This is a genomic window from Enterobacter sp. UPMP2061 (genome assembly GCF_053709615.1).
This window is the reverse complement of sequence record NZ_JBSKJP010000001.1, coordinates 603,293-629,219: the sequence shown is the minus strand read 5'-3', so window position 1 is coordinate 629,219 and position 25,927 is coordinate 603,293. Positions and strand designations below refer to the sequence as shown.

At 54.6% G+C, this 25,927-nt stretch carries 29 protein-coding genes; 13 read left to right on the top strand and 16 right to left on the bottom strand.

Annotated features, from left to right (window positions below; translation table 11 throughout):
• The gene (gspC, locus tag ACWKXX_RS03000) at positions 1-774 is read right to left on the bottom strand and encodes a type II secretion system protein GspC (protein ID WP_045324685.1); all 774 of its coding nucleotides are present in this window, start codon (positions 772-774) and stop codon (positions 1-3) included.
• Between the two features lie 258 nt (positions 775-1,032).
• On the opposite strand from gspC, the gene ACWKXX_RS02995 reads away from it, so the two are divergent.
• Positions 1,033-2,595, top strand: a complete 1,563-nt coding sequence (locus tag ACWKXX_RS02995) for an ExeA family protein (protein ID WP_261666344.1) — start codon at positions 1,033-1,035, stop codon at positions 2,593-2,595.
• Positions 2,595-3,233 (top strand): hypothetical protein, encoded by a 639-nt coding sequence (locus ACWKXX_RS02990; protein ID WP_015571004.1) that lies wholly within the window; start codon positions 2,595-2,597, stop codon positions 3,231-3,233. The genes ACWKXX_RS02995 and ACWKXX_RS02990 overlap by 1 nt, the downstream gene beginning before the upstream one ends.
• Here the strand turns inward: ACWKXX_RS02990 and ACWKXX_RS02985 are convergent.
• The 3 genes from ACWKXX_RS02985 to ACWKXX_RS02975 all read right to left on the bottom strand — a co-directional run bounded on the left by ACWKXX_RS02985 (position 3,230) and on the right by ACWKXX_RS02975 (position 5,273).
• The gene (locus ACWKXX_RS02985) at positions 3,230-3,853 is read right to left on the bottom strand and encodes a helix-turn-helix domain-containing protein (RefSeq protein WP_023303371.1); all 624 of its coding nucleotides are present in this window, start codon (positions 3,851-3,853) and stop codon (positions 3,230-3,232) included. The two genes, ACWKXX_RS02990 and ACWKXX_RS02985, sit on opposite strands and share 4 nt — an antisense overlap.
• A 269-nt stretch (positions 3,854-4,122) precedes the next feature.
• Positions 4,123-4,953 carry an N-acetylmuramoyl-L-alanine amidase gene (locus tag ACWKXX_RS02980; protein WP_126543151.1) on the bottom strand — a complete coding sequence of 277 codons (831 nt, stop codon included), beginning with the start codon at positions 4,951-4,953 and terminating at the stop codon, positions 4,123-4,125.
• Entirely contained in the window at positions 4,950-5,273 is a 324-nt protein-coding gene (locus ACWKXX_RS02975) for a heavy metal-binding domain-containing protein (protein WP_006174327.1), read from the bottom strand. Before ACWKXX_RS02975 ends, ACWKXX_RS02980 begins: the two co-directional genes overlap by 4 nt.
• Positions 5,274-5,370: 97 nt before the next feature.
• On the opposite strand from ACWKXX_RS02975, the gene ACWKXX_RS02970 reads away from it, so the two are divergent.
• From ACWKXX_RS02970 to artJ, 6 genes are all read left to right on the top strand, one after another.
• Entirely contained in the window at positions 5,371-5,889 is a 519-nt protein-coding gene (locus ACWKXX_RS02970; protein WP_015571007.1) for a lipoprotein, read from the top strand.
• A 226-nt stretch (positions 5,890-6,115) separates the two neighbouring features.
• Entirely contained in the window at positions 6,116-6,844 is a 729-nt protein-coding gene (artP, locus tag ACWKXX_RS02965) for an arginine ABC transporter ATP-binding protein ArtP (RefSeq protein WP_006809439.1), read from the top strand.
• 18 nt (positions 6,845-6,862) lie between these two features.
• Entirely contained in the window at positions 6,863-7,594 is a 732-nt protein-coding gene (artI, locus tag ACWKXX_RS02960; RefSeq protein ID WP_006174322.1) for an arginine ABC transporter substrate-binding protein ArtI, read from the top strand.
• 6 nt (positions 7,595-7,600) lie between these two features.
• A complete protein-coding gene (gene artQ / locus ACWKXX_RS02955) occupies positions 7,601-8,317 on the top strand; it encodes an arginine ABC transporter permease ArtQ (RefSeq protein WP_003858367.1) in 717 nt (238 codons plus the stop codon).
• Positions 8,317-8,985 (top strand): arginine ABC transporter permease ArtM, encoded by a 669-nt coding sequence (gene artM, locus ACWKXX_RS02950; RefSeq protein WP_003858369.1) that lies wholly within the window; start codon positions 8,317-8,319, stop codon positions 8,983-8,985. The genes artQ and artM overlap by 1 nt, the downstream gene beginning before the upstream one ends.
• A 179-nt stretch (positions 8,986-9,164) precedes the next feature.
• Positions 9,165-9,896 (top strand): arginine ABC transporter substrate-binding protein ArtJ, encoded by a 732-nt coding sequence (artJ, locus tag ACWKXX_RS02945; protein WP_015571008.1) that lies wholly within the window; start codon positions 9,165-9,167, stop codon positions 9,894-9,896.
• A gap of 76 nt (positions 9,897-9,972) precedes the next feature.
• On the opposite strand, the gene ACWKXX_RS02940 is transcribed toward artJ, so the two are convergent.
• The 11 genes from ACWKXX_RS02940 to nfsA form a co-directional block, all read right to left on the bottom strand.
• Positions 9,973-11,442, bottom strand: a complete 1,470-nt coding sequence (locus tag ACWKXX_RS02940) for a sensor histidine kinase (protein WP_023296194.1) — start codon at positions 11,440-11,442, stop codon at positions 9,973-9,975.
• Positions 11,426-12,133 carry a response regulator transcription factor gene (locus ACWKXX_RS02935; RefSeq protein WP_059295728.1) on the bottom strand — a complete coding sequence of 236 codons (708 nt, stop codon included), beginning with the start codon at positions 12,131-12,133 and terminating at the stop codon, positions 11,426-11,428. The genes ACWKXX_RS02940 and ACWKXX_RS02935 overlap by 17 nt, the downstream gene beginning before the upstream one ends.
• Before the next feature lie 112 nt (positions 12,134-12,245).
• Positions 12,246-13,382 (bottom strand): 23S rRNA (uracil(747)-C(5))-methyltransferase RlmC, encoded by a 1,137-nt coding sequence (gene rlmC, locus ACWKXX_RS02930; protein WP_032670247.1) that lies wholly within the window; start codon positions 13,380-13,382, stop codon positions 12,246-12,248.
• A gap of 40 nt (positions 13,383-13,422) precedes the next feature.
• Complete coding sequence (locus ACWKXX_RS02925) at positions 13,423-13,920, bottom strand: YbjO family protein (protein ID WP_085929694.1); 498 nt, start codon at positions 13,918-13,920, stop codon at positions 13,423-13,425.
• Between the two features lie 42 nt (positions 13,921-13,962).
• Positions 13,963-14,808, bottom strand: a complete 846-nt coding sequence (gene potI, locus ACWKXX_RS02920) for a putrescine ABC transporter permease PotI (RefSeq protein WP_003858378.1) — start codon at positions 14,806-14,808, stop codon at positions 13,963-13,965.
• Positions 14,805-15,758 (bottom strand): putrescine ABC transporter permease PotH, encoded by a 954-nt coding sequence (gene potH, locus ACWKXX_RS02915; protein ID WP_017693731.1) that lies wholly within the window; start codon positions 15,756-15,758, stop codon positions 14,805-14,807. The genes potI and potH overlap by 4 nt, the downstream gene beginning before the upstream one ends.
• A 9-nt stretch (positions 15,759-15,767) precedes the next feature.
• Positions 15,768-16,901, bottom strand: coding sequence for a putrescine ABC transporter ATP-binding subunit PotG (gene potG, locus ACWKXX_RS02910; protein ID WP_017693732.1), 1,134 nt, complete (start codon positions 16,899-16,901; stop codon positions 15,768-15,770).
• Positions 16,902-17,044: 143 nt separating this feature from the next.
• Positions 17,045-18,157: a spermidine/putrescine ABC transporter substrate-binding protein PotF gene (potF, locus tag ACWKXX_RS02905; RefSeq protein WP_015571013.1), complete on the bottom strand. Its 1,113-nt coding sequence runs from the start codon at positions 18,155-18,157 to the stop codon at positions 17,045-17,047.
• A 350-nt stretch (positions 18,158-18,507) separates the two neighbouring features.
• Positions 18,508-18,984 carry a YbjN domain-containing protein gene (locus tag ACWKXX_RS02900; protein WP_003858385.1) on the bottom strand — a complete coding sequence of 159 codons (477 nt, stop codon included), beginning with the start codon at positions 18,982-18,984 and terminating at the stop codon, positions 18,508-18,510.
• 63 nt (positions 18,985-19,047) lie between these two features.
• Positions 19,048-19,950, bottom strand: a complete 903-nt coding sequence (gene rimK, locus ACWKXX_RS02895; RefSeq protein WP_017693733.1) for a 30S ribosomal protein S6--L-glutamate ligase — start codon at positions 19,948-19,950, stop codon at positions 19,048-19,050.
• Positions 19,951-20,014: 64 nt separating this feature from the next.
• Complete coding sequence (nfsA, locus tag ACWKXX_RS02890; RefSeq protein ID WP_015571015.1) at positions 20,015-20,737, bottom strand: nitroreductase NfsA; 723 nt, start codon at positions 20,735-20,737, stop codon at positions 20,015-20,017.
• A 185-nt stretch (positions 20,738-20,922) separates the two neighbouring features.
• Between nfsA and ACWKXX_RS02885 the strand changes: the two genes are divergently transcribed.
• On the top strand, positions 20,923-21,192 hold the full coding sequence (locus ACWKXX_RS02885; protein WP_006809455.1) for a GrxA family glutaredoxin: 270 nt from the start codon (positions 20,923-20,925) through the stop codon (positions 21,190-21,192).
• A 30-nt stretch (positions 21,193-21,222) separates the two neighbouring features.
• On the opposite strand, the gene ACWKXX_RS02880 is transcribed toward ACWKXX_RS02885, so the two are convergent.
• Positions 21,223-21,597 (bottom strand): inner membrane protein YbjM, encoded by a 375-nt coding sequence (locus tag ACWKXX_RS02880; RefSeq protein WP_017384878.1) that lies wholly within the window; start codon positions 21,595-21,597, stop codon positions 21,223-21,225.
• A 274-nt stretch (positions 21,598-21,871) separates the two neighbouring features.
• On the opposite strand from ACWKXX_RS02880, the gene ACWKXX_RS02875 reads away from it, so the two are divergent.
• The 4 genes from ACWKXX_RS02875 to ACWKXX_RS02860 all read left to right on the top strand — a co-directional run bounded on the left by ACWKXX_RS02875 (position 21,872) and on the right by ACWKXX_RS02860 (position 25,922).
• On the top strand, positions 21,872-23,557 hold the full coding sequence (locus tag ACWKXX_RS02875) for an aspartate:alanine antiporter (RefSeq protein ID WP_026080732.1): 1,686 nt from the start codon (positions 21,872-21,874) through the stop codon (positions 23,555-23,557).
• 667 nt (positions 23,558-24,224) lie between these two features.
• The gene (locus ACWKXX_RS02870; RefSeq protein ID WP_072050684.1) at positions 24,225-24,746 is read left to right on the top strand and encodes a DUF2778 domain-containing protein; all 522 of its coding nucleotides are present in this window, start codon (positions 24,225-24,227) and stop codon (positions 24,744-24,746) included.
• A gap of 254 nt (positions 24,747-25,000) precedes the next feature.
• Positions 25,001-25,492, top strand: a complete 492-nt coding sequence (locus ACWKXX_RS02865; RefSeq protein WP_017384881.1) for an Hcp family type VI secretion system effector — start codon at positions 25,001-25,003, stop codon at positions 25,490-25,492.
• Between the two features lie 109 nt (positions 25,493-25,601).
• Positions 25,602-25,922, top strand: a complete 321-nt coding sequence (locus ACWKXX_RS02860) for a metalloregulator ArsR/SmtB family transcription factor (RefSeq protein ID WP_015571018.1) — start codon at positions 25,602-25,604, stop codon at positions 25,920-25,922.
• The last annotated feature ends 5 nt before the right edge of the window (positions 25,923-25,927 follow it).

Sequence of the window (25,927 nt, the reverse complement as noted above, 5' to 3'; positions counted from 1 at the left end):
TTAATTATTTAGAACATTAACCCGAATATTTTCAAGGTGAGCGTGACGTCGTACGATGACCTCCGCTTCTTTCATTTTCGACCAGTTGGCAATAATGCTTTTCGCTTTTGCTTCATCGGTCATATCGACAGAGTTAACCTGAATCGCCACATCGCCTTTTTCCAGACCTGACTGACTGTAAAAGGCGGAGGCATTCCTTGGGTTTATCCTGTAGCCTTCCAGTCGGCCTTTTTCAATGATGGGTTTTAACACCAGATAATCATCAAGATGCACACTCTCTGCGCCAGCATCTTTCGTCGATTTTGTAACCGGGCCGCTCTCCACGCCCCCCTTAAAATAGTCCGGTTTATTTAACGCCAGTACCTGCGTAGCACCTTCATAATTAACCACCACATTATCTTTGTTTATTTCCTGAATAAATGCGTCGTTAAACCCTGCGAGCGGTTCACCCTCGCGGTAGCTTCGCTGGCCGCCTGGAGTTTTGATAACAGCGAAGGAGAGCCAGGCGTCATCACTGCGCACAATGCCTTCAATCTCCGCCGCCAGCGGGGGTTTTGCCGCAGCCGATAAGTTCTCCTGACGGACGGCAGCCGTAAAAAGCGTGAAGGGTTTGTCTTCGTGCGGTTTTTTCAGCGGCTGTAGGTCAGAATTAGCAAACTTATTCGTAACTTTTTTATAATCTTTAAAGGTGAGATAGCCTTGCTGGCCGCAAAAAATGAGCAGCAAAAACGTAATACAAGGCGTTATCCACCGTGACAGAAATGAGAACCTCATTTTTTATCCGGCCTATAGCAAAGCAAAAATAAGCAGCGTCATACTGCGCCAATATGGAGGGAAATAGTAATAAGCTGCTGCAAACGCGACCACTGACTTCGCCACCAACTTTCATAAAGAAAAATATTGACCGTATAAATTCCAGATGTTAGGCGCAGCCGGCTGGATATTTTTACTCTGTCTGCAAATTGACCGCTCAGGGGCATTACCTTACTTTCTGCTGCTGTTGCTATTCCTAATCAGAGACGGTAAGTCGTTATGTATCAGAGCCACTTTAATTTTAACAATCCGCCATTCAGGACAATCACTCGTTTATCCGGTGATTTTCTGGTGCCTTATCATCAGGACGTGTTCAACCTGCTGAAAAAGAAAACCCAGCTGGCGGGAATTATCGGGCTTTTTTGCGACGACGCTCCGCTTCTGGGTCAGTTCATCGACGCGCTTAAAGCCAGCAACCATACCGTTCTTGCCATCAACGCATTTCCCAAACTGAGTGCCAGTAGCCTGCTGTACAAACTCAACCCGGGAACGAAAGCGATTAAAGATCGCATGCAGGCGGTGGATGCCGTCCTGCGCCAGTGGCAGGAGGGGAAAGCGAAATCCAGAGTAGTGACGATCGCCCATGCCGAAGCCATGAAGGAGAGCTGCCGTGAAGTCCTGGGAACGCTGCTCACGCGCGCCCAGGAGCTGAACTTCCGGCTCGCCGTGGTACTGACGGGCACTGCGGATCAGGAGATCCTGCTAAAGCAACCTGAACTGCGCGAATATACGCACACGCATCATGCCCTGCGCCCCCTGACCTGCCGCGAATACCTGAGCTATGTTCAGGCCCAGTGCGAAGAACACGGCTGCGAAAACTCGCCGTTGCCGCCTGCCCGCGTGCGCAAAATGCACACGCTAACCAAAGGCAACATCAGCAAACTGAACGCGCTGGCGCACCTGTCAATGCTCGCCGCCTGGACGGAACGCGCGGCCCAGGTCAGCCCACGTCATTTACGTCTGGCGGCGGGAGAGATCCTGCCCGCCCAAAAACACGGTAAGCGCCTGGCGACCGTGGGGCTGTTTGCGTCCGTGCTGTTTGCCGCCTGCGGCTGGTATTTGACCTCATCGATCGGTGCACGCCTGCCGATCCAGCTGCCGGTGCCCGTCAGCTGGAAACAGCAATCGCTAAAAGTCGAAGCGCCCGTAGTGCCGGTTATCGACAACGAAATAGTTAATCAGCCGGATGCGATGCATCAGCTGTATCTCATGTGGGGGTATGACGCCTCGGCCGAAGATGCGCTGTGCCAGAACGCCGCCAAAGTGAACCTGATGTGTAAACAGGGGAACGCGTCGCCGGAGACGCTGGCGCAGGAAGGGTATCCGTGGGTCAGTGAACTGAAAACCAGCGGCCATCTTAACTATGCGGTGGTCGCCAGGGTCGGGAACACGTCCATTGACCTGTTAATGAATAACCGGACCTGGCAGGTGAGCCGCAGCTGGTTTAACCGGCACGCGACCGGCAACTTCACCCAGCTGCACCGCCTGACACCGGAAGGTAAAGACGCGATCGGCGCGGCCAGCGACAGCAAAGATATGGCCTGGCTGGATCAGCAATTAAGCCTGGCGCTGAGCCAGCCCGAAACGCATGCCCGGATCTGGACCACAGAGATGATGAAACGCACCCGCGAGTTCCAGCAAAAAATGCATCTGCACGTGGATGGCATCCCCGGCGAAGATACGCTGATGCAGCTGATGCGCGTGACCAACAGCACGCCGGGCGTACTGATTCAGACCACCCGCACCACCCCGGACGCGAAAATGCAGGAGAAGAAAGCCTAATGTCGACCATCTGCCTTGCGGCCCAGCGCAGCTATACAACCGGGGAAGCGGTCTGGTTTTCGTACCGTCTCCCCAGCCTGAAAAACGTATTCGGCAAAACAGCGTTATGGCTGGTCGGGATTTGCGTCATGCTGGTTGTCGGCCTGTATATGCACGTCTACTGGAACCTGCACCACCCGGCGCCTGAACCGGTCAACGCCAGCGTTGCGAAACCGGAAACGCAGCTTTCGGATATGCATTACGTGTACGTGAGTAAACCGTTCCCGCATCCGCAGCCTAAAGCTGCGCCAGTGCCAGTTGATGTTCCATCGATGCAGGATCTGCCGATCAACAGTGATGATGGCGACTGGCAGCAAGCGCCCGACGGCGCAGTGCCACACGACGCCTCGCGGGATACCTTACCCGGGACCGAAGCGCATGAGCACGATAACGCTCCCGCCAGCACGGGCAGTGAAGAGTCATCATTAACGGAATTATTTAAGCAGGCGCTAAAAGAGCAGGAGCAGGATTATTCTCAAGGAAAAATTCCCGCGCCGCCGGTTGACGAAACGCAGGATAATTCACAAGCCAGTGTAAAAAACAGTGGAAATAGCCGTTCTCCTTTCAGTGAAAAAGGAGACGGCGGGAGCAGGTATTAATATTTTTCAGGCAGTGCGGTAAGGTTAAGCAGTCGACCTTTTTCCACCACAATATATTGACCCTTTTTCAGATCGGAGAGGATTTTAATAATAGTGCTACGTGCCAGGTTAGTGTATTCCTGAATGTAATCATAAACGTTAATATCACGCTGTTGTTGAACAATCAGGTCGTTAATCTCATATAAAAATTCGCGGACAACGGAATACGCACTGCGGGCAACCAGAACATCATCACGTTTGCTCAGCATGCAGATGTACCAGGAAAGGACTTTGGTCAGTTCTGGCCACAGATTTTTTTCGGTCATCAGCTGGGCGAAGACCTCTTTCTTGATCGAGCGAACAACCGTATTCGTCCGAACAAGGCCGTACATATGGGTGGCGCTGTAATACATTGACGACAGGCCGAAAATGCATTGCCCGGTGACGGTGAACATGCACAGTTCGTCAGATTCACGTCGAAATTCGACTTCACCGCTGACGATAATATGAATATAGCCGGAATCAGAAGTGGAAATTTTCTGCCATTTTTTTAACGTTCTTTCTTCAACGCCTGAGGTTGCAGAAATGATCTTTTCCATTTCATGTTGCGGACGTAATTTTTTTCCATAGATGCTTAACATTGTTATACCCGATTTAAGATGTGATTTTTAAAAAGCATGGCCACGGTGTTGTTACCGAGCCATAAATATTTTTCCTGATGAAAACGTCAAGAATAAACAAAAATAGAGTGAAGCTTTTTATTAATTCGCCAAATTACTTAGCGCGCTATGTGTCCATCTTAAATCCGGATAATTTTAAGTCAATTAACTAAAAATGAAATGAGTTTGTACTTAGGATTAATCTGATAGAAACTTACGAAAATATACTCATTCGGGGGTAGTCCGAAGGTTTACCCCTGCCCGTATTTCTCTAAAAGTGCTTCGGCAATCGCCATGGTTTCCACATCCGCTACGCCATTCCATAACTGCGGACGGAAATGCATCTGGAAAACCATGATGATGCGTTTTTGCTGTTCGGGCGTACTGTTTTCTGGCACCTCGTAACCGTAGCGCGCCAGCAAATCGAGCAGTGCTGCGGTATCAACCTGCTGATAATGCGGTCGCCCGTTGATATAAAAATCCACGCGCGCCGGATCGGGCCAGGCTCCGATATCCTGCTGCGCCAGTTCGCGCCACGGAAACAGCGGGCCAGGATCGTCTTTACGCTGCGGGGCGATATCCGAGTGTGCCACCACGTTCTGCGGTTTAATGTCGTAGCGGGCGATGATGTCTCTGGCAAGCGGGATCAGCGCCGCAATTTGCCCCGGTTCGAAGGGGGTAAAGGTTTTCACGTCACCGGTTTTCCGCCAGCCGCGGTTTTCCAGCTCAATGCCGACGGAGGTATCATTTATGCGGTTGGTGCCACGCCAGAAGCTGATGCCCGCATGCCAGGCCAGTTCGCTCTCCGGGACCAGCTGCCAGATACGCGGTTTGCCCTGCGGAGCTGGCGGCTTTGCGGGGATGAGATAGTGAGAGCTGACGTTTTTATCGGTCAGGGTCGCAAGCGAGGTGTCGAAATCATCGGCGGTGTAGTGAATAACCAGCACCTTTATACGCGGGTAGGCCGCCTGCGCCTGATGGCGCGTATCCAGCTCGTACGCGCCTTTATCAACAATGCCCTCTTCCGAGGCGCATCCTGCCAGCAACATCGCCAGCAGGAGGGTTGAGAGCGAACGCTTCATCGACGGGTCTTCACCGCCGTGCCGCTTACGCTCACCATCAGCATGCTGGCATCTTTCCCGACCGTTTCGTAGTCGATATCAATGCCCACCACCGCATCCGCGCCCAGCGCTTTGGCCTGCTCGCCCAGCTCCTTAAACGCAATCTCGCGCGCTTTACGCAGCTCTTTCTCGTACGCGCCGGAACGACCCCCGACGATATCCCGAATGCCGGCAAAGAAATCGCGGAAAATGTTGGCGCCCAGAATCGCCTCACCGGTGACCACGCCGCAGTACTCGGTAATCGGTTGACCTTCCAGGGTTGGCGTTGTTGAAAATTGCATACTTTCTCTCCTTCTTTAGCGTTCAATGCGTTAGCGACAGCATTATCGGTTCGTTACGCTATGATTGAAAGGATAGTTAATAAATAAGGAAATCAACATGCGCTACTCTGCTTTAACGCTTTTAGTGCCATGCGCGCTGGTGCTCAGCGCCTGCACAACGCCGGTCACGCCAGCCTTTAAGGATATCGGAACCCGCAGCGGCCCTTGTATTGAGGGTGGCCCGGATGCCGTGGCGCAACAATTTTATGATTACCGTATTCAGCATCGCGGTAATGACCTGACCGCCCTGCGCCCGTACCTGAGCGATAATCTGGCGAAACTGCTCACCGACGCTTCGCGCGATCCGCAGCACAACGCCCTGCTGTCATCCGATCCGTTCTCCAGCCGCGCCACGCTGCCGGACAGCGCCGACGTTGCCAGCGCGTCCACCATACCGAATACCGACGCACGCAATATTCCCCTGCGCGTGAAGCTCACCCAGGGGACGCAAACCTGGCAGGATGAGGTGCTGATGATCCGTGAAGGCCAGTGCTGGGCAATAGACGATGTGCGCTACATTGGCGGCAGCGTTCATGCCCCGGCGGGCACCCTTCGCCAGTCGATCGAGAACCGCTAACGCCTCCGTTCAATAAACGTTAACCCCGTAAAATGTCCGGCATTTCCTGCGGAATGCCGACATTTATACTCGCCCCCCTTTCCCGTCGCTATTTTGTGCTATGTTTAAGAGGAAACACGGGTTATATTTAACTTTTAACGCAGAAATATTGCATAACTATTCTGTCAACGGTACTATCTGCGGCCTCAATTGCTATAGATTGCCTGGATGAGTAAAGACTGCCCCGATGAGTATTAAACTAAACGGCATTAACTGCTTCTACGGCGCACACCAGGCGCTGTTCGACATTACGCTGAGTTGCCCGGAGGGCGAAACGCTGGTTTTGCTCGGCCCAAGCGGCGCGGGAAAAAGCTCCCTTCTGCGTGTTCTTAATCTGCTTGAAATGCCCCGTTCGGGGACGCTGGCCATCGCCGGTAACCATTTTGACTTCGCGAAAACCCCGTCTGATAAAGCGATTCGTGAACTGCGTCAAAACGTGGGCATGGTTTTCCAGCAATACAATCTCTGGCCGCATCTGACGGTGGTGCAAAACCTGATTGAAGCCCCGTGCCGCGTGCTTGGCTTAAGCAAAGACCAGGCGATGGCGCGTGCGGAAAAGCTGCTGGAACGTCTGCGTCTGAAACCGTACAGCGACCGGTACCCTTTACACCTCTCTGGTGGTCAGCAACAGCGTGTGGCGATCGCCCGTGCGCTGATGATGGAGCCGGCAGTGCTGCTGTTTGACGAGCCAACCGCGGCGCTGGACCCGGAAATTACCGCCCAGATCGTGAGCATTATTCGTGAGCTGGCGGAAACCAACATTACCCAGGTCATCGTGACCCACGAGGTGGAAGTGGCGCGCAAAACCGCCAGCCGCGTGGTCTATATGGAAAACGGGTATATCGTTGAGCAGGGTGACGCGAGCTGCTTCACTAACCCGCAAACCGATGCCTTCAAAAACTATTTATCTCACTGATGTGTTAGGGAAATTATAATGAAAAAAGTATTGATTGCCGCGCTGCTTGCTAGCGTCAGCCTTTCCGCTACCGCAGCCCAGACCATCCGTTTCGCCACTGAAGCGTCCTACCCTCCGTTTGAATCCATTGATGCGAACAACAAGATTGTTGGCTTCGACGTGGACCTGGCAAACGCCCTGTGTAAAGAAATCGACGCGACCTGTACCTTCAGCAACCAGGCGTTCGACAGCCTGATCCCAAGCCTGAAGTTCCGCCGTATCGACGCCGTAATGGCCGGAATGGACATCACTCCGGAGCGTGAAAAGCAGGTTCTGTTCACCACCCCTTATTATGACAACTCGGCCCTGTTCATCGGTCAGAAAGGTAAATACGCCTCCGTTGACCTGCTGAAAGGCAAGAAAGTCGGCGTGCAGAACGGCACCACGCACCAGAAATTCATCATGGATAAGCATCCGGAAATCACCACCGTGCCGTATGACAGCTACCAGAATGCGAAGCTGGACCTGCAAAACGGTCGTATCGATGCGGTGTTCGGGGACACGGCTGTTGTGACTGAATGGCTGAAAGCGAACGACAAGCTGGCCGCCGTGGGTGACAAGGTGACCGATAAAGACTACTTCGGTACAGGTCTGGGTATTGCCGTACGTCAGGGCAATACCGAGTTGCAGCAGAAATTCAACGCTGCGCTGGAAAAAGTGAAGAAAGACGGCACCTACGAAACCATCTACAAAAAATGGTTCCAGAAGTAATTCCTGATGAATGAAATTTTTCCTTTAGCAAGCGCCGCCGGGATGACCGTCGGCCTTGCCGTTTGTGCACTGATTATCGGCCTCGTACTGGCGATGTTCTTTGCGGTGTGGGAGTCCGTTAAGTGGCGCCCTGTCGCATGGCTCGGTTCAGCGCTGGTGACTGTGCTGCGTGGACTGCCGGAAATTCTGGTGGTCCTGTTTATCTATTTCGGCTCCTCACAGCTGCTGTTAACGCTGTCGGACGGCTTCACGATTAATCTCGGCTTTGCGCAGATCCCGGTGCAGATGCAGATTGAGAACTTCGACGTCAGCCCGTTCCTGTGCGGCGTGATTGCGCTCTCCCTGCTCTATTCGGCCTATGCGTCACAAACGCTGCGCGGCGCGCTGAAAGCGGTACCGCAGGGTCAATGGGAATCCGGCCAGGCGCTGGGTCTGTCGAAAGCGGCGATCTTCTTCCGCCTGGTGATGCCGCAGATGTGGCGTCATGCCCTGCCAGGGCTGGGTAACCAGTGGCTGGTACTGCTGAAAGATACCGCGCTGGTGAGCCTGATCAGCGTGAACGATTTGATGTTGCAAACCAAAAGTATCGCCACCCGTACGCAGGAGCCGTTTACCTGGTACATCGTCGCGGCGGCTATCTACCTGGTGATCACGTTGCTGAGCCAGTACGTTCTGAAGCGTATTGATCTGCGCGCAACGCGTTTTGAACGGAGACCAGGCTGATGCTGGATTATTTACCCGAACTGATGAAAGGGCTGCACACCAGCCTGACGCTGACCGTCGCGTCTATCATCGTGGCGCTGATCCTGGCGCTGATCTTCACCATCGTCCTGACGCTGAAAACGCCGGTGCTGGTGTGGATTGTACGTGGCTACATTACGCTCTTCACCGGAACGCCGCTGCTGGTGCAGATCTTCCTGATTTACTACGGCCCGGGCCAGTTCCCGTCGTTACAGGAATATCCGGTTATCTGGCATCTGCTCTCTGAGCCATGGCTCTGCGCCCTGATTGCCCTCTCCCTGAACAGCGCGGCCTATACCACGCAGCTGTTCTACGGCGCCATTCGCGCGATCCCGGAAGGCCAGTGGCAGTCCTGCGGGGCGCTGGGCATGAGCAAGAAGGATACGCTGGCGATCCTGCTGCCTTATGCCTTTAAGCGCGCCCTCTCTTCCTATTCCAACGAAGTCGTGCTGGTGTTCAAAAGTACCTCTCTGGCCTACACCATCACCCTGATGGAAGTGATGGGCCACGGACAGCTGCTGTACGGACGCACCTACGACGTGATGGTGTTCGGTGCGGCGGGTCTGGTCTATCTGGTGGTCAACGGTCTGCTGACCCTGATGATGCGTCTTATCGAGCGTAAGGCGCTGGCGTTTGAGCGCAGAAATTAATCGACTTAATGCATAAAGCTGTTTTCGTAGTGCGGGTAACCTGATGGGTTACCCGCATTTTTTTATGCATTAAATAATATTTAATCATATTTATTGCATATAAATTCATTGAGTGGCATTGTACATCCATGCCGCAGACACGGCGCATAATGACAAGATTGACAGACGGGAGCATTACAATGAAAAAGTTAGTTCTGGCCGCATTACTCGCAACCTTCGCCGCTGGCGCATCCGCCGCCGATAAAATCAATTTCGGCGTTTCTGCCACCTATCCGCCGTTTGAATCGCTGGATGCCAGCAACCAGATCGTCGGCTTCGACATCGACCTGGCGAAAGCGCTGTGCAAGCAGATGCAGGCCGACTGCACCTTTACTAACCACGCATTTGACAGCCTGATCCCGTCCCTGAAATTTAAAAAGTACGACGCGGTGATCTCCGGCATGGACATCACGCCAGAGCGCAGCAAGCAGGTCGCGTTCACCGACCCGTACTACGCGAACTCTGCGGTGGTGATTGCGAAGAAAGGGGCTTATAAATCTTTCGACGAGCTGAAAGGCAAGCGCATCGGCATGGAGAACGGCACCACGCACCAGAAATACCTCCAGGACAAGCATCCTGAAGTGAAAACCGTGGCCTACGACAGCTACCAGAACGCCATTATCGACCTGAAAAATGGCCGTATTGATGGCGTATTTGGCGACACCGCGGTCGTGAATGAGTGGCTGAAAACCAACCCGCAGCTGGGTACAGCGACGGAGAAAGTGACCGATCCGCAGTATTTCGGCACTGGCCTCGGTATTGCCGTGCGTCCGGATAACAAGGCCCTGCTTGAGAAACTGAACGGCGCGCTGAAAGCGATCAAAGCTGACGGCACGTACCAGAAAATCAGCGAGCAGTGGTTCCCGCAATAACCTTTTTTGCCGGGTGACCTGGCCTACGGGGGTGGTCTGTAGGCCGGGTAAGGCGAAGCCGCCACCCGGCAATTTCTTAAAGCGGCACAAAGAACCTGAACCGTGCCCCGCTCACGGACTCCATCAGCCTGATCCCCCCGCCGTGCAGCTCCAGCATTCTTTTCACGATTAACAGCCCTAACCCGCCCCGGTGCTCCCGCGAGGCCTGTGGATTTAACGCTGACGGACGCTGGAACAGATCGTCCCGTAATGCGGCATCAACACCCGTTCCGCTGTCGGCCACTTCAACCTGTAACCGGTCGTTCTCCTGCCACACCGCCAGACGAATGTCTCCACCTGCTGGGGTATGGCGTATCGCATTATCCAGCAGATTCGTCACCACCCGTTCAATCATGGAAACATCGGCCAACACCTGCGGCAGCGGACCCGGGACGTCAATGTGCAGATTTAACTCACGCGTGCGGGCAGCGAGTTCAAACTTTTGCGCCACGTCGGAAATCAGTTCAGCCATGGCAAAACGCTCGCGCTGGGGCTTGATGCCGCCGTGCTCAAGACGCGCCAGCTCGAACAGCTGCTGCGACAGATGGCGTACCTTTTGCCCCTGACGCAGCGCGGTAGCGAGGTACTGCTGATGCTCCTGCGGCGACAGCGTTGCGGATTTCAGCGACAGCGTTTCCAGATAACCCAGCAGCGACGTCAGCGGGGTGCGTAAGTCGTGCGAAATGTTGGCGATAAACTCCCGGCGCTGGCGGTCGCTGTCGGCCAGCCGATCCCACTGAGAGGTGATTTTGCGCGCCAGCTCGATAAAGGTATTGCGCAGGATCGCCACTTCATCCTGGCCGGCAGGCTCAAGCGGCTGGGCCGCCAGCTGCTTAATCGCGCTGATGCTGTCCTGCTCCAGCCCGGCCACGTCCAGCGTGAGCTCTTTAACCGGGCGCGTCACCCAGTACCAGAGCAGCAACCCCGCCAGCAGACCAAACAGCGCCACCAGCAGCATCGACCACAGCGCCGTACTCCAGAGCGCTTTGTGCCAGGCCATCTCCGCCAGCGCGTTGGACTCCTCCCCCTGCAAAATAATGTACAGATACCCCTTCAGCTCACCGTCCTGCCGCAGCGGGGTGGCGCTGAAGACTTTCTTATTCTGGCTTCGGGGATCGTCGCCAAACACCGGCATCACCGTCCCGCTGAGGAAATTCTGTATCGGCGCGAGGTCAATTTTTTGCCGCTGAATGTGCCCCGGCGGGGCGGCATCGGCCAGGATATCGCCATCTGGCGAGACAACATACAGCTCGACGCTCGGATTAAAGGTCATCAGCCGGTCGAACAGCGGTTTTAAGGCGCTGCGATCCACCCTGCCCTGCGCATCCAGAATCGCTTCCCGCTGCACAATCTGCTGCGCCAGCCCACCGGAGAGCCGCTGCACCATCGCATTGCCGTACTGCATGCTACTGTAGAGCTGCACCGCACAGGCGACGGTGGCGCAGAGCAGCAGTAACGCCGTAAACAGCAGCGTCAGGCGCTGGCTCAGGCTAAAGCGACGCATCATGATTCTGCTCCGCAAATTTGTAGCCTTTGCCCCAGACGGTGCGAACGATCTCCGGCTCGGCGGCATCTTTCTCTATTTTAATGCGCAGGCGGTTAATGTGGGTATTGACGGTGTGTTCGTAGCCTTCGTGCTGATACCCCCATACCTGCTCCAGCAGTGTCAGCCGCGAAAAGACCTCTCCGGGATGGCGGGCAAAGAAATAGAGCAGTTCAAATTCGCGCGGGGTGAGATCGACGTGTTGGCCGTTAAGGCGCACGGTGCGCGCCAGCGGATCGATAGTCAGTCCGTGCGCCTGAATAATGCCGTCCGTCTGCGCCTGGCCCATCGCCTGCTGACGGCGAAACAGCGCCTTAATGCGGGCAATCAGCTCCTGCACCGAGAAAGGTTTTGCCAGATAATCATCCGCCCCGGTTTCCAGGCCGGTAATACGGTCAGTTTCACTGCTGCGGGCGCTAATGATGATAATGGGCAGGTAGCGGGTCATCTGGCGGATACGGCGGCAAATCTCCAGACCATCGACATTCGGCAGCATCAGATCGAGGATCACCGCGTCCCACGGCTGTGTTTCAAGACGTTGTAAGGCGTTGCCCCCGTCGGGCTCGTGGGTAATGGCGTAGCCTTCATCTTCCAGATTAAGACGCAGGAGTGCCGCGATATCGTGGTCGTCTTCTACCAGCAGGATCTGCTTCATGGGTAAGCCTTCAATCATTTGTTATGACGTAAGCTTACCTGATTTCGAGCGGGGGAAGAGTTCACATTTTGTTGAACATTGTGCGGGGTTTATGTCGGGTGGCGGCTTCGCCTTACCTGGCCTGCGCTTTGGTTAACAACGTCAACACTTCATAATGGGCGGTATGGGGGAACATATCGAAAAGCTGAACGCGCGCAATGCGGTAGCCCGGCAGGCTGGCGATATCCTTCGCCATGGTCTGCGCGTTACAGCTGGAGTAGACAATGTACTCCGGCGCCATCTGGCTCAGGTAGTCGCAGAGCGCCTGGCCGATACCCCGGCGCGGCGGGTTCACCAGCACCAGCTCCGGCACGTTGCCCTGTCCGGTGGCGAACCGGGTCGAGTCCAGCGCCTGGAAGTGCAGATTCGTCAGCCCCAGCTCTGCGGCGGACTGCTTCGCGCAGGCAATCGCTTCGGCGGAGATCTCAATTCCGGTGAGCTGCATGTCTGGCGTGGCACAGTGCAGACCAAAGCCGCCGACGCCGCAGAACAGATCCCACATGTGATGAACCTGTAACGCACGCACCCAGTCGCGCGCGGTGGCATACAGCGCGCTGGCGACGGTGGGGTTAGTCTGGAAGAAGCTTTGCGGACGGATCCACAGCGGCACGCCGTTAAAGCTCTCCGCCAGCGCATGCTGTTCGGTGAAGAAAATCTCTTTCTCCCCTTCCATGATCGCCATATGCACCGGCTGAATATTCGCGGTGATAACCTTGAGCTGCGGAAGCTGTTCCTGCAACCCCGGAAGCGCCGCGCGCAGCTGCTCCAGCTTGTTTTCCGAACGCAGCACAAAGCGCAGCATCATCCCGCCGTCGATCTGGCTTTCGGTCAGCAAAAGGTATTTCAGCTCGCCGCGCCTGCGGGCAACGTTATAGGGCGTTAACCCCGCCCGGGCGATAAACGGTTTCAGCGCGCTAAACACCGGCTCAAACGAGGCGGGATATAGCGGGCAGTCGGTTAAATCTTCCGGCGTGCCGTCGCGGTGCAGCATCCCCAGCAGCGGCTTTTCAACGCTGCCGCTGACCACCATTTTGGCTTTATTGCGAAAGCCCTGTTCCGGGCCACTGACGGGTGCGCACCACTCGCCCACCGCATGTGCTGTCAGCAGCTGTTGCAGGTCGGCCATTTTGGCGGTGAGTTGTTGAGAGACCGGCTGTTCTATCCACTGACAGGAGCGGCAGCGTCCGGCGTCATAGAGTGCGCACTGCATATGAAAACCTTAACAAACACGAGGGCTGCGATTATACACATTATTGCAGGCGGAAGAACCGCCGACTGGAAGCCGGGAGATAAAGCAGGCAGAGCACCAGCATATCCGGCAGTTTTTGCATCACCAGTGAATGGAAAATCTCGCGTCGCGACTCACCGGGTATGCTGAACAGCTCCGGATAGCCATAGCCCAGCGAGGCGGCCCACAGGTAGCCTGCGGCGGTGATCTGCGTAAGCAGATACACCCAGCGCGCCCAGTTACGTCCTTTCACCAGCGAGAACGCACAGTAGATCTCAATAAACACCAGCATCAGGCTGCTGAGAAACACCAGCGTCAGATTCCACGTCTGCGCGCTGCGGTGAATAAATTCCCCCATTCCGCGCGGACCCAGCGTGTTCATTATCATCAGCACATCCAGGCAGCGGATCATAATAATGGCGAGCGCCGCCACCTGCACCAGTGCAGGGACGTTCGGACGAGCGTGCGAATGACGTGTTTTTTGTAAGAATCCCAATGTTTTTACTTCCCTGAAAAACAGTGCCGCGTCATACGCGGCACATCACTGGAAATAGTAATTCCTTCAGCCGCGTCTTGCACGCTGGATATCGCGCACACGCTGTTTTTCCGCGCGCGCCATCAAATACCAGGCGATAAATCCGACAATTCCGACCACGCCAAGGATGATGGACGCCAGGGCGTTGATCTCCGGATTCACCCCCATCCGCACGCTGGAGAAGACCAGCATCGGCAGCGTCGTCGCGCCCGGTCCCGACACAAAGCTGGCGATAACCAGATCGTCGAGCGAGAGCGTGAACGCCAGCAGCCAGCCGGAGATCACCGCCGGCATAATCATCGGCAGCGTGATGATGAAAAAGACCTTCAGCGGCGTTGCGCCGAGATCCATCGCCGCCTCTTCAATGGAGCGATCCAGCTCGCGCAGCCGCGAGGAGATCACCACCGCCACATACGCCGTACAGAAGGTGACATGTGCCAGCCAGATGGTGAGCATCCCGCGATCCGCTGGCCAGCCGATGGCGTGCGCCAGCGCGACAAACAGCAGCAGCAGCGACAGGCCGGTGATCACGTCCGGCATGACCAGCGGGGCGGTGATCATAAACGCGAAACCATTCGCCCCGCGGAAACGGCCAAAGCGCACCATCACCAGCGCGGCGATAGTGCCCAGCACGCAGGCCATCGTCGCCGCCAGCGCCGCAATGGTCAGGCTCAGCCCCACCGCGCTCATCATCGCATCATCGTGGAACAGCTCGCTGTACCAGCGCGTCGACCAGCCCGCCCAGACGGTGACCAGCTTAGAGCTGTTGAACGAGTAGATCACCAGCATCAGCATTGGCGCATACAGGAAGGTAAAGCCGATAATCAGGATCGCAATTCGCCACGGGGAGCGTACTACCGGTAAGTTGTTCATCCGTGGTCTCCCATCTGTTTCTGCTGATGTTTGTGGAACCACATGATCGGCACGATCAGCAGCAGTAACATGACGATCGCCACCGCCGAGGCCACCGGCCAGTCGCGGTTATTGAAGAACTCCTGCCACAGCACGCGGCCAATCATGATGCTGTCCGGGCCGCCGAGCAGTTCCGGGATCACAAACTCCCCGACCGCCGGGATAAACACCAGCATCGATCCGGCGATGATCCCGCCTTTGGTGAGCGGCACAATGACGCTGAAGAAAGTCTTCAACGGGCGTGCGCCGAGATCCAGCGAGGCTTCCACCAGCGAGTAATCGATTCGCGTCAGCGCCGTATAGATTGGCAGCACCATAAACGGCAGATAGGCATAGACAATCCCGATATACACCGCAAGGTTGGTGTGCAGGATCGTCAGCGGCTGGTCGATGACCCCAAGCCACAGCAGGAAGTTATTCAGTATGCCGTTATTCTTCAGGATCCCCATCCACGCGTACACGCGGATCAGGAACGACGTCCACGACGGTAAAATGACCAACAGCAGTAAAATATTTCGCGTCGACGGCTTGCTGTGCGCCACTGCCCACGCCAGCGGGTAGCCCATCAACAAGCAGCAAATCGTAGAAATAGCCGCAACCTGTAACGACTGCAAATAGGCTTCGAAATAGAGCGGATCGTCGGTCAGTTGCAGGAAATTACCGAGGTTTAAGGTCAGCGTCAGCTGCCCGTCGGCCCACTCCCACAGATCGGTATACGGTGGGATCGCCCGCGCCATCTCCGCCAGGCTGATCTTAAAGACGATCAGGAACGGCAGCAGAAACAGCAGGATCAGCCAGATATAGGGCATGGCGATGACCAGCTTGCGGCCATGCGCCATCTGCATGCGCGCCAGCCAGAGCGCGAAACCGCCCGGTTTTTTGACGCGGGCTGGAGGTTCAAGTGTGCTCATGACCGCTCCTTATACCGTCAGGACTACGCAACTGTCCGCATCCCAGCAGAGGCTCACTTCGTCGCCCCAGGTTGGCTGTCCCTTGCGATACCGGTGTTCGTTCTGTAACTGGGCGCTGAGCATCTGGCCGCTTTTCAGGCGCACATGGTAAATCGACAGATCGCCGAGATAGGCAATGTGCACCACTTCGCCCACGGCAAAGTTATAGCCATCGGCGGGCGGCTCATCGCAAAGCATGATTTTTTCCGGGCGCAGGGCAACGTAAACCGGCACGTTGTCCACCACGGAGTTATCAGAATCAACCTTCAGCGGGTGCACCAGCCCCGGCGATTCAATCACCAGACCGTCGTCCTGGCGTTCCTTCAGTAGCCCTTCGAAGACGTTCACCGAGCCGATGAACTCCGCGCTGTAGCGGGTTGTCGGGTGTTCATAGATCTCTTCCGGCTCGCCGATCTGCACGAACTTACCGCGATTCATGATCGCAATGCGCCCGGCCATGGTCATCGCCTCTTCCTGATCGTGGGTCACCATCACGCAGGTCACCCCCACGCGCTCGAGGATATCCACCACTTCCAGCTGCATCCGGTCGCGCAGCTTTTTATCCAGCGCGCCCATCGGCTCGTCGAGCAGTAATAATTTTGGTCGCTTCGCCAGACTTCTTGCCAGCGCCACGCGCTGACGCTGGCCGCCGGAAAGCTGATGCGGCTTACGCTTCGCAAACTCCTGCATATGCACCAGGCTCAGCATCTCTGCCACGCGCGCGGTGATTTCGGCTTTCGGCAGTTTGTCCTGCTTCAGGCCGAAGGCGATGTTCTGCTCAACGGTCATGTGCGGGAACAGGGCATAGGACTGGAACATCATGTTTATGGGCCGCTGGTACGGCGGCACGCTGGAGAGGTCTACCCCATCCAGCACGATCTGCCCGGCGGTAGGCTGTTCAAAGCCTGCCAGCATACGCAGCAGTGTGGATTTGCCGCAGCCCGATGCACCGAGCAAAGCAAAAATTTCACCTTTGTAGATCGTCAGGCTGACATCGTCCACGGCATGCTGGCCGTCGAAGGATTTGGTGAGGTTACGAATTTCAAGAAGCGGGGTCAGCGCTTTACGGACTTTCGCCTGCGGGCGGGGGATCGCGTCATTCACGGGGTGCTCTCCGGCATAGATCAACACTGGTGCAAACGCACCGTCAGGGTGCGCATCGCCGGGCGGCGCTAACGCTTGCCCGGCCTACGGGATCTGTCGGCCCGGTAAGCGACAGCGCCACCGGGCAACGATATCAAACGCCGTTACTTACCGCTTTTCACCTTGGTCCACGCGCGGGTACGCACACGGTCAATTTTCGGTTCCTGCACTTTCAGGGTGAAGAGCTTGGCAAACACATCGGCTGGCGGATAGATCGCCGGATTATTGCGGATTTCTTCGCTCACCAGCGGCACGGAGGCCTTGTTACCGTTGGCGTAGTAGACATGGTCGCTGATGTGGGCAATCACCTCCGGACGCATCAGGTAGTTGAGGAATTGATACGCTTCCTCTTTATTTTTCGCATCAGCCGGCATCGCGAAGACGTCGAAGAACGCCAGCGCCCCCTCCTTCGGAATGAAGTAGGAAACATTCACGCCGTTTTTGGCCTCTTTCGCGCGGTTCGCCGCCTGCCAGACGTCGCCCGCCCAGCCGATGGCCACGCAGATATCCCCGTTAGCCAGGTCGTTGATGTACTGAGAGGAGTGGAAGTAGCGAATATTCGGACGCAGCTTCAGGAGCAGGTCGGTTGCCGGACCGGTGTAGTCGTCGGCCTTGCTGCTGTTAGGATCTTTGCCGAGATAGTTAAGCACGGTGGCGAAAATCTCTTCCGGCGCATCGAGGAAAGAGACGCCGCAGCTTTTCAGCTTCTCGAGGTTTTCCGGCTTCAGCACCACGTCCCAGCTGTCCAGCTTGACGTCCGGGCCCAGCGCCGCTTTGACTTTATCCACGTTATAGCCAATACCGGTTGTCGCCCACAGGTAAGGCATCGCGTATTTATTCTCCGGATCGTGCTTCGCCACCAGCTTCAGCACGTCCGGATCGAGGTTCTTCCAGTTCGGTAATTTGCTCTTGTCCAGCGGCTGGAAGACACCGGCGGTCAGCTGACGCTCCAGGAAGCTTGCCGACGGCACCACCAGGTCGAAACCGGTGCTGCCCGCCATCAGTTTGCCTTCCAGCACTTCGTTGGAATCGAATACGTCGTAGACAACCTTAATGCCGGTCTCTTTTTCAAAATTCGCGACGGTGTCCGGCGCAATATAGTCAGACCAGTTATAGACGTGCAGCGTTTTTTGTTCCGCAGCGAGCGTGCCGGCAGAGACGGCCATCAGAGCACCCGCAACCAGACCCGATAACCATTTTTTATTCAAGGCGATCATATTGTTATTCCTTCTGAAAGTTCGTTAACAAACGAACCAAAACTGTGCAGCTTGAAGATATGCAATAATCATGCATAGTTTGTCGCTCTGCCCGAAATAAAATACCCCCCTCTTCCCGGCAGGTTCCGCTCGCTTTTTTAAGCACCGCAAGAATAACTGTAGCCCGTGTCTCCGGCTATAGCCCAGACGAAAAAACGCCTTTTATCAATTTTTTATGCAGATTATGTCTACGTGATAAGCCGAAACGGCCGGAGAGGAGGTGAAAAACTCTTTAAAGAAAGGTTAAAAGCAGCAGAAAAAACGGTGTTATGCAGCCGCTCTGGCAGCGACTGCGCAAAAGTCAGACAGGCTTAGTGGAGAAAATTGGGAGATGCATCATTATTCTCGGCATCATCTTCCGCGCTATACAGCAGGTGATGTGCGTTGGCTTCCATCATTACCATTGAAATTTGCTCTTCGCTCAGGCGCATAAACCAGGCGAATTGCTTGAAGGAGAGCCCCGCGCCGGAGAATAAAGACTGGCAAACCACCAGCTTTGGCAGATTATCATCCTGTATGTCGAGAAACGCTTTCACCGTCAAAGAACTGGCGTTGATCGCTGACAGATCAGACGCCAGCGCCAGCAGCGCAGAAGGCTTTACTTCAGCCAGCGCCGAGAACAGGATCACGTCGTTAATCAGATCGATTTTGGCATCGAAAATGCCATCGAAATTTTGCATGTGAGGCAGATGCAGCGCCTGGCAGGAGTCGCATTCGAAGAAAGTAATACCGGCATCATCGAGCCATTGACGTAACGTATCCAGTGTAGGTACGACCTGTAAATCCATCGCTGTGCAGCCTCTTAAATAAAAACGTTGTCCAGATTACGCAAAAAGTGCGCGCCGATCCATTTAACCGCCCGTTTTCAGGCAAAATCCCGGCGTCGCATGGCGTTCAATCCATGCGATCATTTTACCTGCAATATCGACGCCTGTGGTTTTTTCCACCCCTTCCAGCCCCGGCGAGGCGTTGACTTCCATCACCAGCGGCCCGCGCCCGGCACGCAGCAGATCGACCCCCGCCACGTCCAGGCCCAGCGTCTGCGCCGCTTTCACCGCAATCTCGCGCTCGCGCTCGCTGATAAGGGCCACCCGCGCGATACCGCCGCGGTGCAGGTTAGAGCGGAAGTCGCCCTCTTTCGCCTGCCGCTCAATGGCGGCCACCACTTCATCGCCCACCACAAAGCAGCGGATGTCGCACCCGTTGGCCTCTTTAATATACTCCTGCACCAGAATATGGGCATTCAGACCGCGGAACGCGTCAATCACGCTTTCCGCCGCCTGACGCGTCTCCGCCAGTACCACCCCAATACCCTGCGTACCTTCCACCAGCTTAATAACCAGCGGCGCACCGCCCACCATGTCGATTAAATCGCTGGTGTCGTCCGGGGAGTGGGCAATCCCGGTGACGGGCAGATCGATCCCCTGGCGCGCCAGCAGTTGCAGCGAGCGCAGCTTATCGCGGGCGCGTGAGATCGCCACGGACTCGTTGAGCGGATAGCTTCCCAGCATTTCAAACTGGCGCAGCGCAGCCGTACCGTAATAGGTGATCTGGGAGCCAATGCGGGGGATCACCGCATCAAAATGCGGGAGTTTGCGGCCTTTGTAATGAATCGACGATGCCGCAGGGTCGATGTTCATATAGCAGGACATCGGATCGAGGATCTCAATCTGATGTCCGCGTTTCGCCGCCGCTTCTCGCAGGCGTTTACATGAATAGAGCGTTCCATCCCGGGACAATATGGCAATTTTCACCCTGCACCTCTCTAAAGACATGGTAAAAGCCTGCCTATCATACACGAGGCGCAGGAGGAATGGACTACCGCGTTGCCCAGCCCTGTTTGTGCAGGTAATCAAGAATGAACGGGCGGTTCTCCTTGATGATGGTGCGACGAATATGGTCGCTCCAGGTGTCGCGGCGGTTGTTGCTGTCGCGCGTCAGATAGTAGTTCGCCAGCTCTTCATCGTATTGATGCAGAACGTCCTGGTCGACCGGCTGGTAGTGGTTTTCATGCACCAGCATCGCAGCAGGAATGCGCGGCTTCAGATCCGGGTTATCCGCCGGCCAGCCGAGGCACAGACCAAACAGCGGCAGCACGTGTTTCGGCAGCTTCAGCAGTTCCGTCACGCTTTCGATGTTGTTACGCAGCCCGCCAATATAGACGCCGCCAAGCCCCAGCGATTCCGCCGCCGTGAACGCGTTTTGCGCCATCAGCGCCGTATCCACCACGCCCAGCAGCAGCTGTTCCGCCAGCCCCAGCTCGGCCTCGGGGCAGATTTGCAGATGACGGTTAAAATCGGCGCAGAACACCCAGAACTCAGCCGCCTGGGCAACGTGCTTTTGTCCGCCCGTCAGCGTTACCAGCTGCTCACGCATCGCCGGATCGGTGATGCGGATAATGGAGCTGCACTGCAAAAAGCTGGAGCTGGAGGTGCCTCTTGCGCTGTCGATGATCGCTTCCCGCTGCGCCTGGGTAATCGGCTCATCGGTGAAATGGCGAATGGAACGGTGGGAACGAAGCAGGTCAATGGTTGGCGTCATTTTGTCTCTCTTTGTGTTGCGTAAAACGTATGGCAGCCAGTATAGGCAATGATCCACCTGATGTAATTGGCGAAACATAGCCTGACTGTATCAAAGTGACAGGTGAAACCTTCTTTCCATGACGGCAGGTTATCGTGCACTATAGGTGCCATTCGCCGTCAGGCTTGTTTTTTGAGGAGAGAGAAATGTTTGCAGTAATTTTTGGTCGTCCAGGATGCCCTTACTGTGTACGCGCGAAAGAGCTGGCAGAGAAACTGACTGAAGAACGTGATGATTTCAACTTCCGTTACGTGGATATCCACGCGGAAGGCATCACTAAAGCCGATCTGGAAAAAACCGTGGGTAAACCGGTTGAAACCGTGCCGCAGATCTTCCTCGATCAGAAACACATCGGCGGCTGCACTGATTTTGAGGCCTACGCCAAAGAACACCTGGGCCTGTTTGCGGCTCAGTAATGCGAAGACGCCCTCACCCTGAGGGCGTTTTTATTTACGGTGCTTCCTCTGTTGCAGCAGGCTGCGCGTAAATAAGAAACAGAGCGCGCCCAGCGCACACCAGAAAACGCCACTCAGTAGCCACGCCACTTCCTGCCAGACGCTTCTCGACGAGAGAAACAGCACGCGCATCAGAAGCAGGCAGAGCGGGGCCGCAAGCATTGCCCCAATAAGCGGCATCACCACCTCGCCTTTACGCGAGAGAAAACCGGCGACTACCCCCGGCAGGATGAAGAACAACAGGCCCAGCTCGGGATGACCGGACGCTCTGAAGGCGCCTTTCACGTTAAAAGCGAGCGACATGCAAACGACCGTAAACAGCAAAAAACAGCTGATTACGCCAGCCCAGTTTCGTTTAAAGTTCAAACTATCCTCCTGACTTATCTCTATCAAATACAAAAATCGTCCGGTGGACGCCCAGTCAGATAAAGCAATGCGGCAATCCTTGCCAAAGCACGCACAAAAGTCGTGCGATAATAGGTGGCTGTCGGTAGCTATTACGATTAAACTAACCGACTGCTAGTGTTTAGGGTATTTATCAGGAAGCAGGGAGATGCAAAGTGATTCCCTGACTCTGAAAACAGTAGCCCAAATAGTCCTTTCATTCAACAACTTACTGGTAAACAAGAAGTTAGCCTCCGTGAATATAAACGTCGCAGACTTGTTAAATGGGAATTACATCCTGTTATTATTTGTGGTACTGGCGCTGGGCCTTTGTCTGGGTAAATTACGCCTGGGTTCAGTTCAACTTGGTAATTCCATTGGCGTTTTAGTCGTCTCCCTGTTATTAGGTCAACAACATTTCAGTATTAACACGGACGCGCTTAACTTAGGTTTCATGCTGTTTATTTTTTGCGTAGGCGTGGAAGCCGGTCCGAACTTTTTTTCCATTTTCTTCCGAGACGGCAAAAATTACCTGATGCTGGCGCTGGTGATGGTCGGTAGCGCCCTGCTGATTGCGTTAGGGCTGGGCAAACTGTTTGGCTGGGACATCGGCTTAACGGCCGGTATGCTGGCAGGCTCGATGACCTCCACGCCGGTGCTTGTTGGCGCGGGGGATACGCTTCGTCATTCTGGCATGGCAGGCACGCAGCTTTCCTCCGCGCTAGACAACCTGAGTCTGGGCTATGCCCTGACCTATCTGATTGGTCTGGTGAGCCTGATTGTTGGCGCGCGCTATCTGCCAAAACTTCAGCATCAGGATCTTCAGACCAGCGCCCAGACCATCGCCCGCGAGCGCGGCCTGGACACGGACTCCAAACGTAAAGTTTACCTGCCGGTGATCCGCGCCTACCGCGTCGGGCCGGAGCTGGTTGCCTGGACCGACGGGAAAAACCTGCGCGAGCTGGGGATCTACCGTCAGACCGGCTGCTACATCGAACGTATCCGTCGTAACGGCATTCTGGCAAACCCGGACGGTGACGCGGTGCTCCAGATGGGCGATGACATCGCCCTTGTTGGCTACCCGGACGCCCACGCGCGTCTCGATCCGAGCTTCCGCAACGGGAAAGAGGTGTTTGACCGCGACCTGCTGGACATGCGTATCGTCACCGAAGAGATTGTGGTGAAAAACCACAACGCCGTGGGCCGCCGTCTGGCACAGCTGAAGCTGACCGACCACGGTTGTTTCCTCAACCGCGTGATCCGCAGCCAGATTGAAATGCCTATCGACGATAACGTGGTGCTCAATAAAGGCGATGTGTTGCAGGTCAGCGGCGATGCCCGACGTGTTAAAACCGTTGCCGACCGTATCGGCTTTATCTCGATCCACAGCCAGGTGACGGACCTGTTAGCCTTCTGCGCCTTCTTCATTGTCGGCCTGATGATCGGGATGATAACCTTCCAGTTCAGCAACTTTAGCTTCGGCATTGGTAACGCAGCCGGTCTGCTGTTCGCCGGGATCATGCTGGGCTTCCTGCGAGCGAACCATCCCACCTTCGGCTATATCCCTCAGGGGGCGCTGAATATGGTGAAAGAGTTCGGTCTGATGGTCTTTATGGCGGGTGTCGGCTTAAGCGCCGGGAGCGGCATTGGCAACGGCCTGGGCGCGGTCGGCTGGCAAATGTTGGTTTCCGGACTTATCGTCAGCCTGGTACCGGTGGTGATCTGTTTCCTGTTCGGCGCCTACGTGCTGCGCATGAACCGCGCCCTGCTCTTCGGCGCGATGATGGGCGCGCGCACCTGCGCACCGGCGATGGAGATCATCAGCGACACTGCGCGCAGCAATATCCCGGCGCTGGGCTATGCAGGCACGTACGCCATCGCCAACGTGCTGCTGACGCTGGCGGGTACGCTGATCATCATTATCTGGCCAGGACTCGGATAAATCTCAAGTTTGCGTGTAGCTGAAAAAATTTTCGTTACGCGCAGAACTTTTTACGCAGGGTGCAGTCATAACTAGTGCCACTGCTTTTCTTTGATGTCCCCAATTTGTGGAGCCCATCAACCCCGCCGTTTTGGTTCAAGGTTGATGGGTTTTTTGTTGCCTGAATTTTATTAACATTAAAATCAACAGGTTATATTGCATCATCAAGCCCAGTGGCGGCAAAATGGCGACTAAAAAATACATGTATCACCATCTTTCGTTATCCCACCTCTTAACATGCTCAGTGGACGCTTTACAAAAACCATCAAGATCAGGAAATAAGGTTAACTGTCGCACATCAAATGTTTCTGAAAGGATGCGCAAGAACATCAGTTTCATTTCAACCGTTATTGCTAATGGCTAATAAAATCGTCCTGGCAGTGTGGGAACTTTCGTAAGTCATTTCTATTACTTGGTTAAAATTTACCTGGTCAATTTCCTAAAAACAGATTCCTTGGGTTTAACATGATCAGGTTTGAATTTTCATCTCATCTGCGGGCATATGCTGCGGCGAATAAATGTAAATAATGGAATTAACAGAGATGGACTTTACAGCAGTAGTATTTGGATTAAAGATGGCGACCATGCCGAAGATAACATCCAACGGTGACAAGAAGGGTTGGTATGTATGGCTATAAATGGAACAATGACGCTAAATGGTGCTGACTACGCCCCATTTAATTTATATGGGGTTGGCATCTTTATGGCGCATTCCGGACAGGGAACTTACCGTAATCAAGGAACTTGTGGCGCAATACAAGGTGCAGGCCCAATTCCCCCAGGTAAATATTGGATTGTTGATCGAGGCTCAGGAGGTTTCTTATCCTCATTAAAAGCTCATGTTCAGGACCAATGGAACAAAATAAGATCCGGTGCGGAATTTGGCCGTGATGAGTGGTTTGCTTTATATAAGGATGATTGGGGAATCGACGATGGAACATGGGTTGATCACGTCTATCGCGGGCTGTTCAGACTCCATCCCGGTACAGTGTCAGAAGGGTGTATAACAATCGCTCATAACTCCGATTATGCATTAATCCGTAACGCTCTTATGAACACAGAGCTTATTCAGGTTCCATGTATGCGTTCACTTATGGCTCGCGGCTGTATTGAGGTTGTTGACGTTGGATATAGCTACACTTGCCCGTAAATGGGGATCAAGACTGCTTAAGGCCGTCTGGTTTGTGTTAATTAGCTTTGTGCTAGGACGCACGCTGGGTCCTTCAACAGATTATATTAATCATAATGTTGCAACTGCTATTTGCGACTTCATCTATGGTGATGTGAATGCGGAAACAATGTACGAAACATATATAAACACCGATATTTTAATCCTTTTTACTCTCACAACGGTTTTCTATCTCTTAACAATGAAGTTATTCAATAAAATAAGGAAAAAATAATATGCCAATCCCTCCCTATATGTGGCTCAAAGACGACGGCGGTGCAGATATCAAAGGCTCAGTAGATGTTCAGGACCGCGAAGGAAGCATTGAGATAATCGGTTTAAGTCACGGTATCAATCTTCCGGTTAACAGCGCAAATGGAGCGATTACCGGTACACGACAGCACTCTTCTATGAGGATCGAAAAGGAGGTGGATAGTTCTACCCCATATCTTTATAAAGCTGCCGCCACTGGCCAGGCGCTAAAAAGCGCAGAAATTAAGTTCTATCATATTAACGATGCCGGTCAGGAAGTGTGCTATTACACAGTCTTCATGGAGAACGTGAAGGTGACTGGGGTTAACTGTAGCGTACCTAATGTGAAAATCGCGGCCAACGATAAAATTAACCACGTCGAAAGCGTCAGCTTGCAGTATGAGAAGATCACCTGGCGCATTGTTGATGGGAACATCCAGCACAGTGACGCCTGGAACGAACGCACTACGGCGTAAAATAAAAGTACTTCTTTAAGGGCATTTATTTGCCCTTATTGCCCTTCCCTCACTCGCCACAAACATATATGATTTAATGTATATGATAAAAACCACGCAGGATCGCCAGATGCTTCACCCCGTTCAGCTCTTCAAAACCCTCTCCGACGAAACGCGCCTCTCCATCGTCATGCTTCTGCGTGAAGCGGGCGAGCTGTGCGTCTGCGATCTCTGCTCCGCTACCAACGAGCCGCAGCCGAAAGTCTCCCGCCACATGGCCTTACTGCGCGAGGCCGGGCTGGCCATCGACCGTCGCGAGGGTAAGTGGATCTACTACCGTCTCTCTCCCAACATGCCTGCATGGGCGGCAACCGTTATCGACACCAGCTGGAACTGCCTGCGGGAAGAGACGCGTATGAAGCTGAAAAACCGACTTCCGGGCTCGTGCTGACCAAA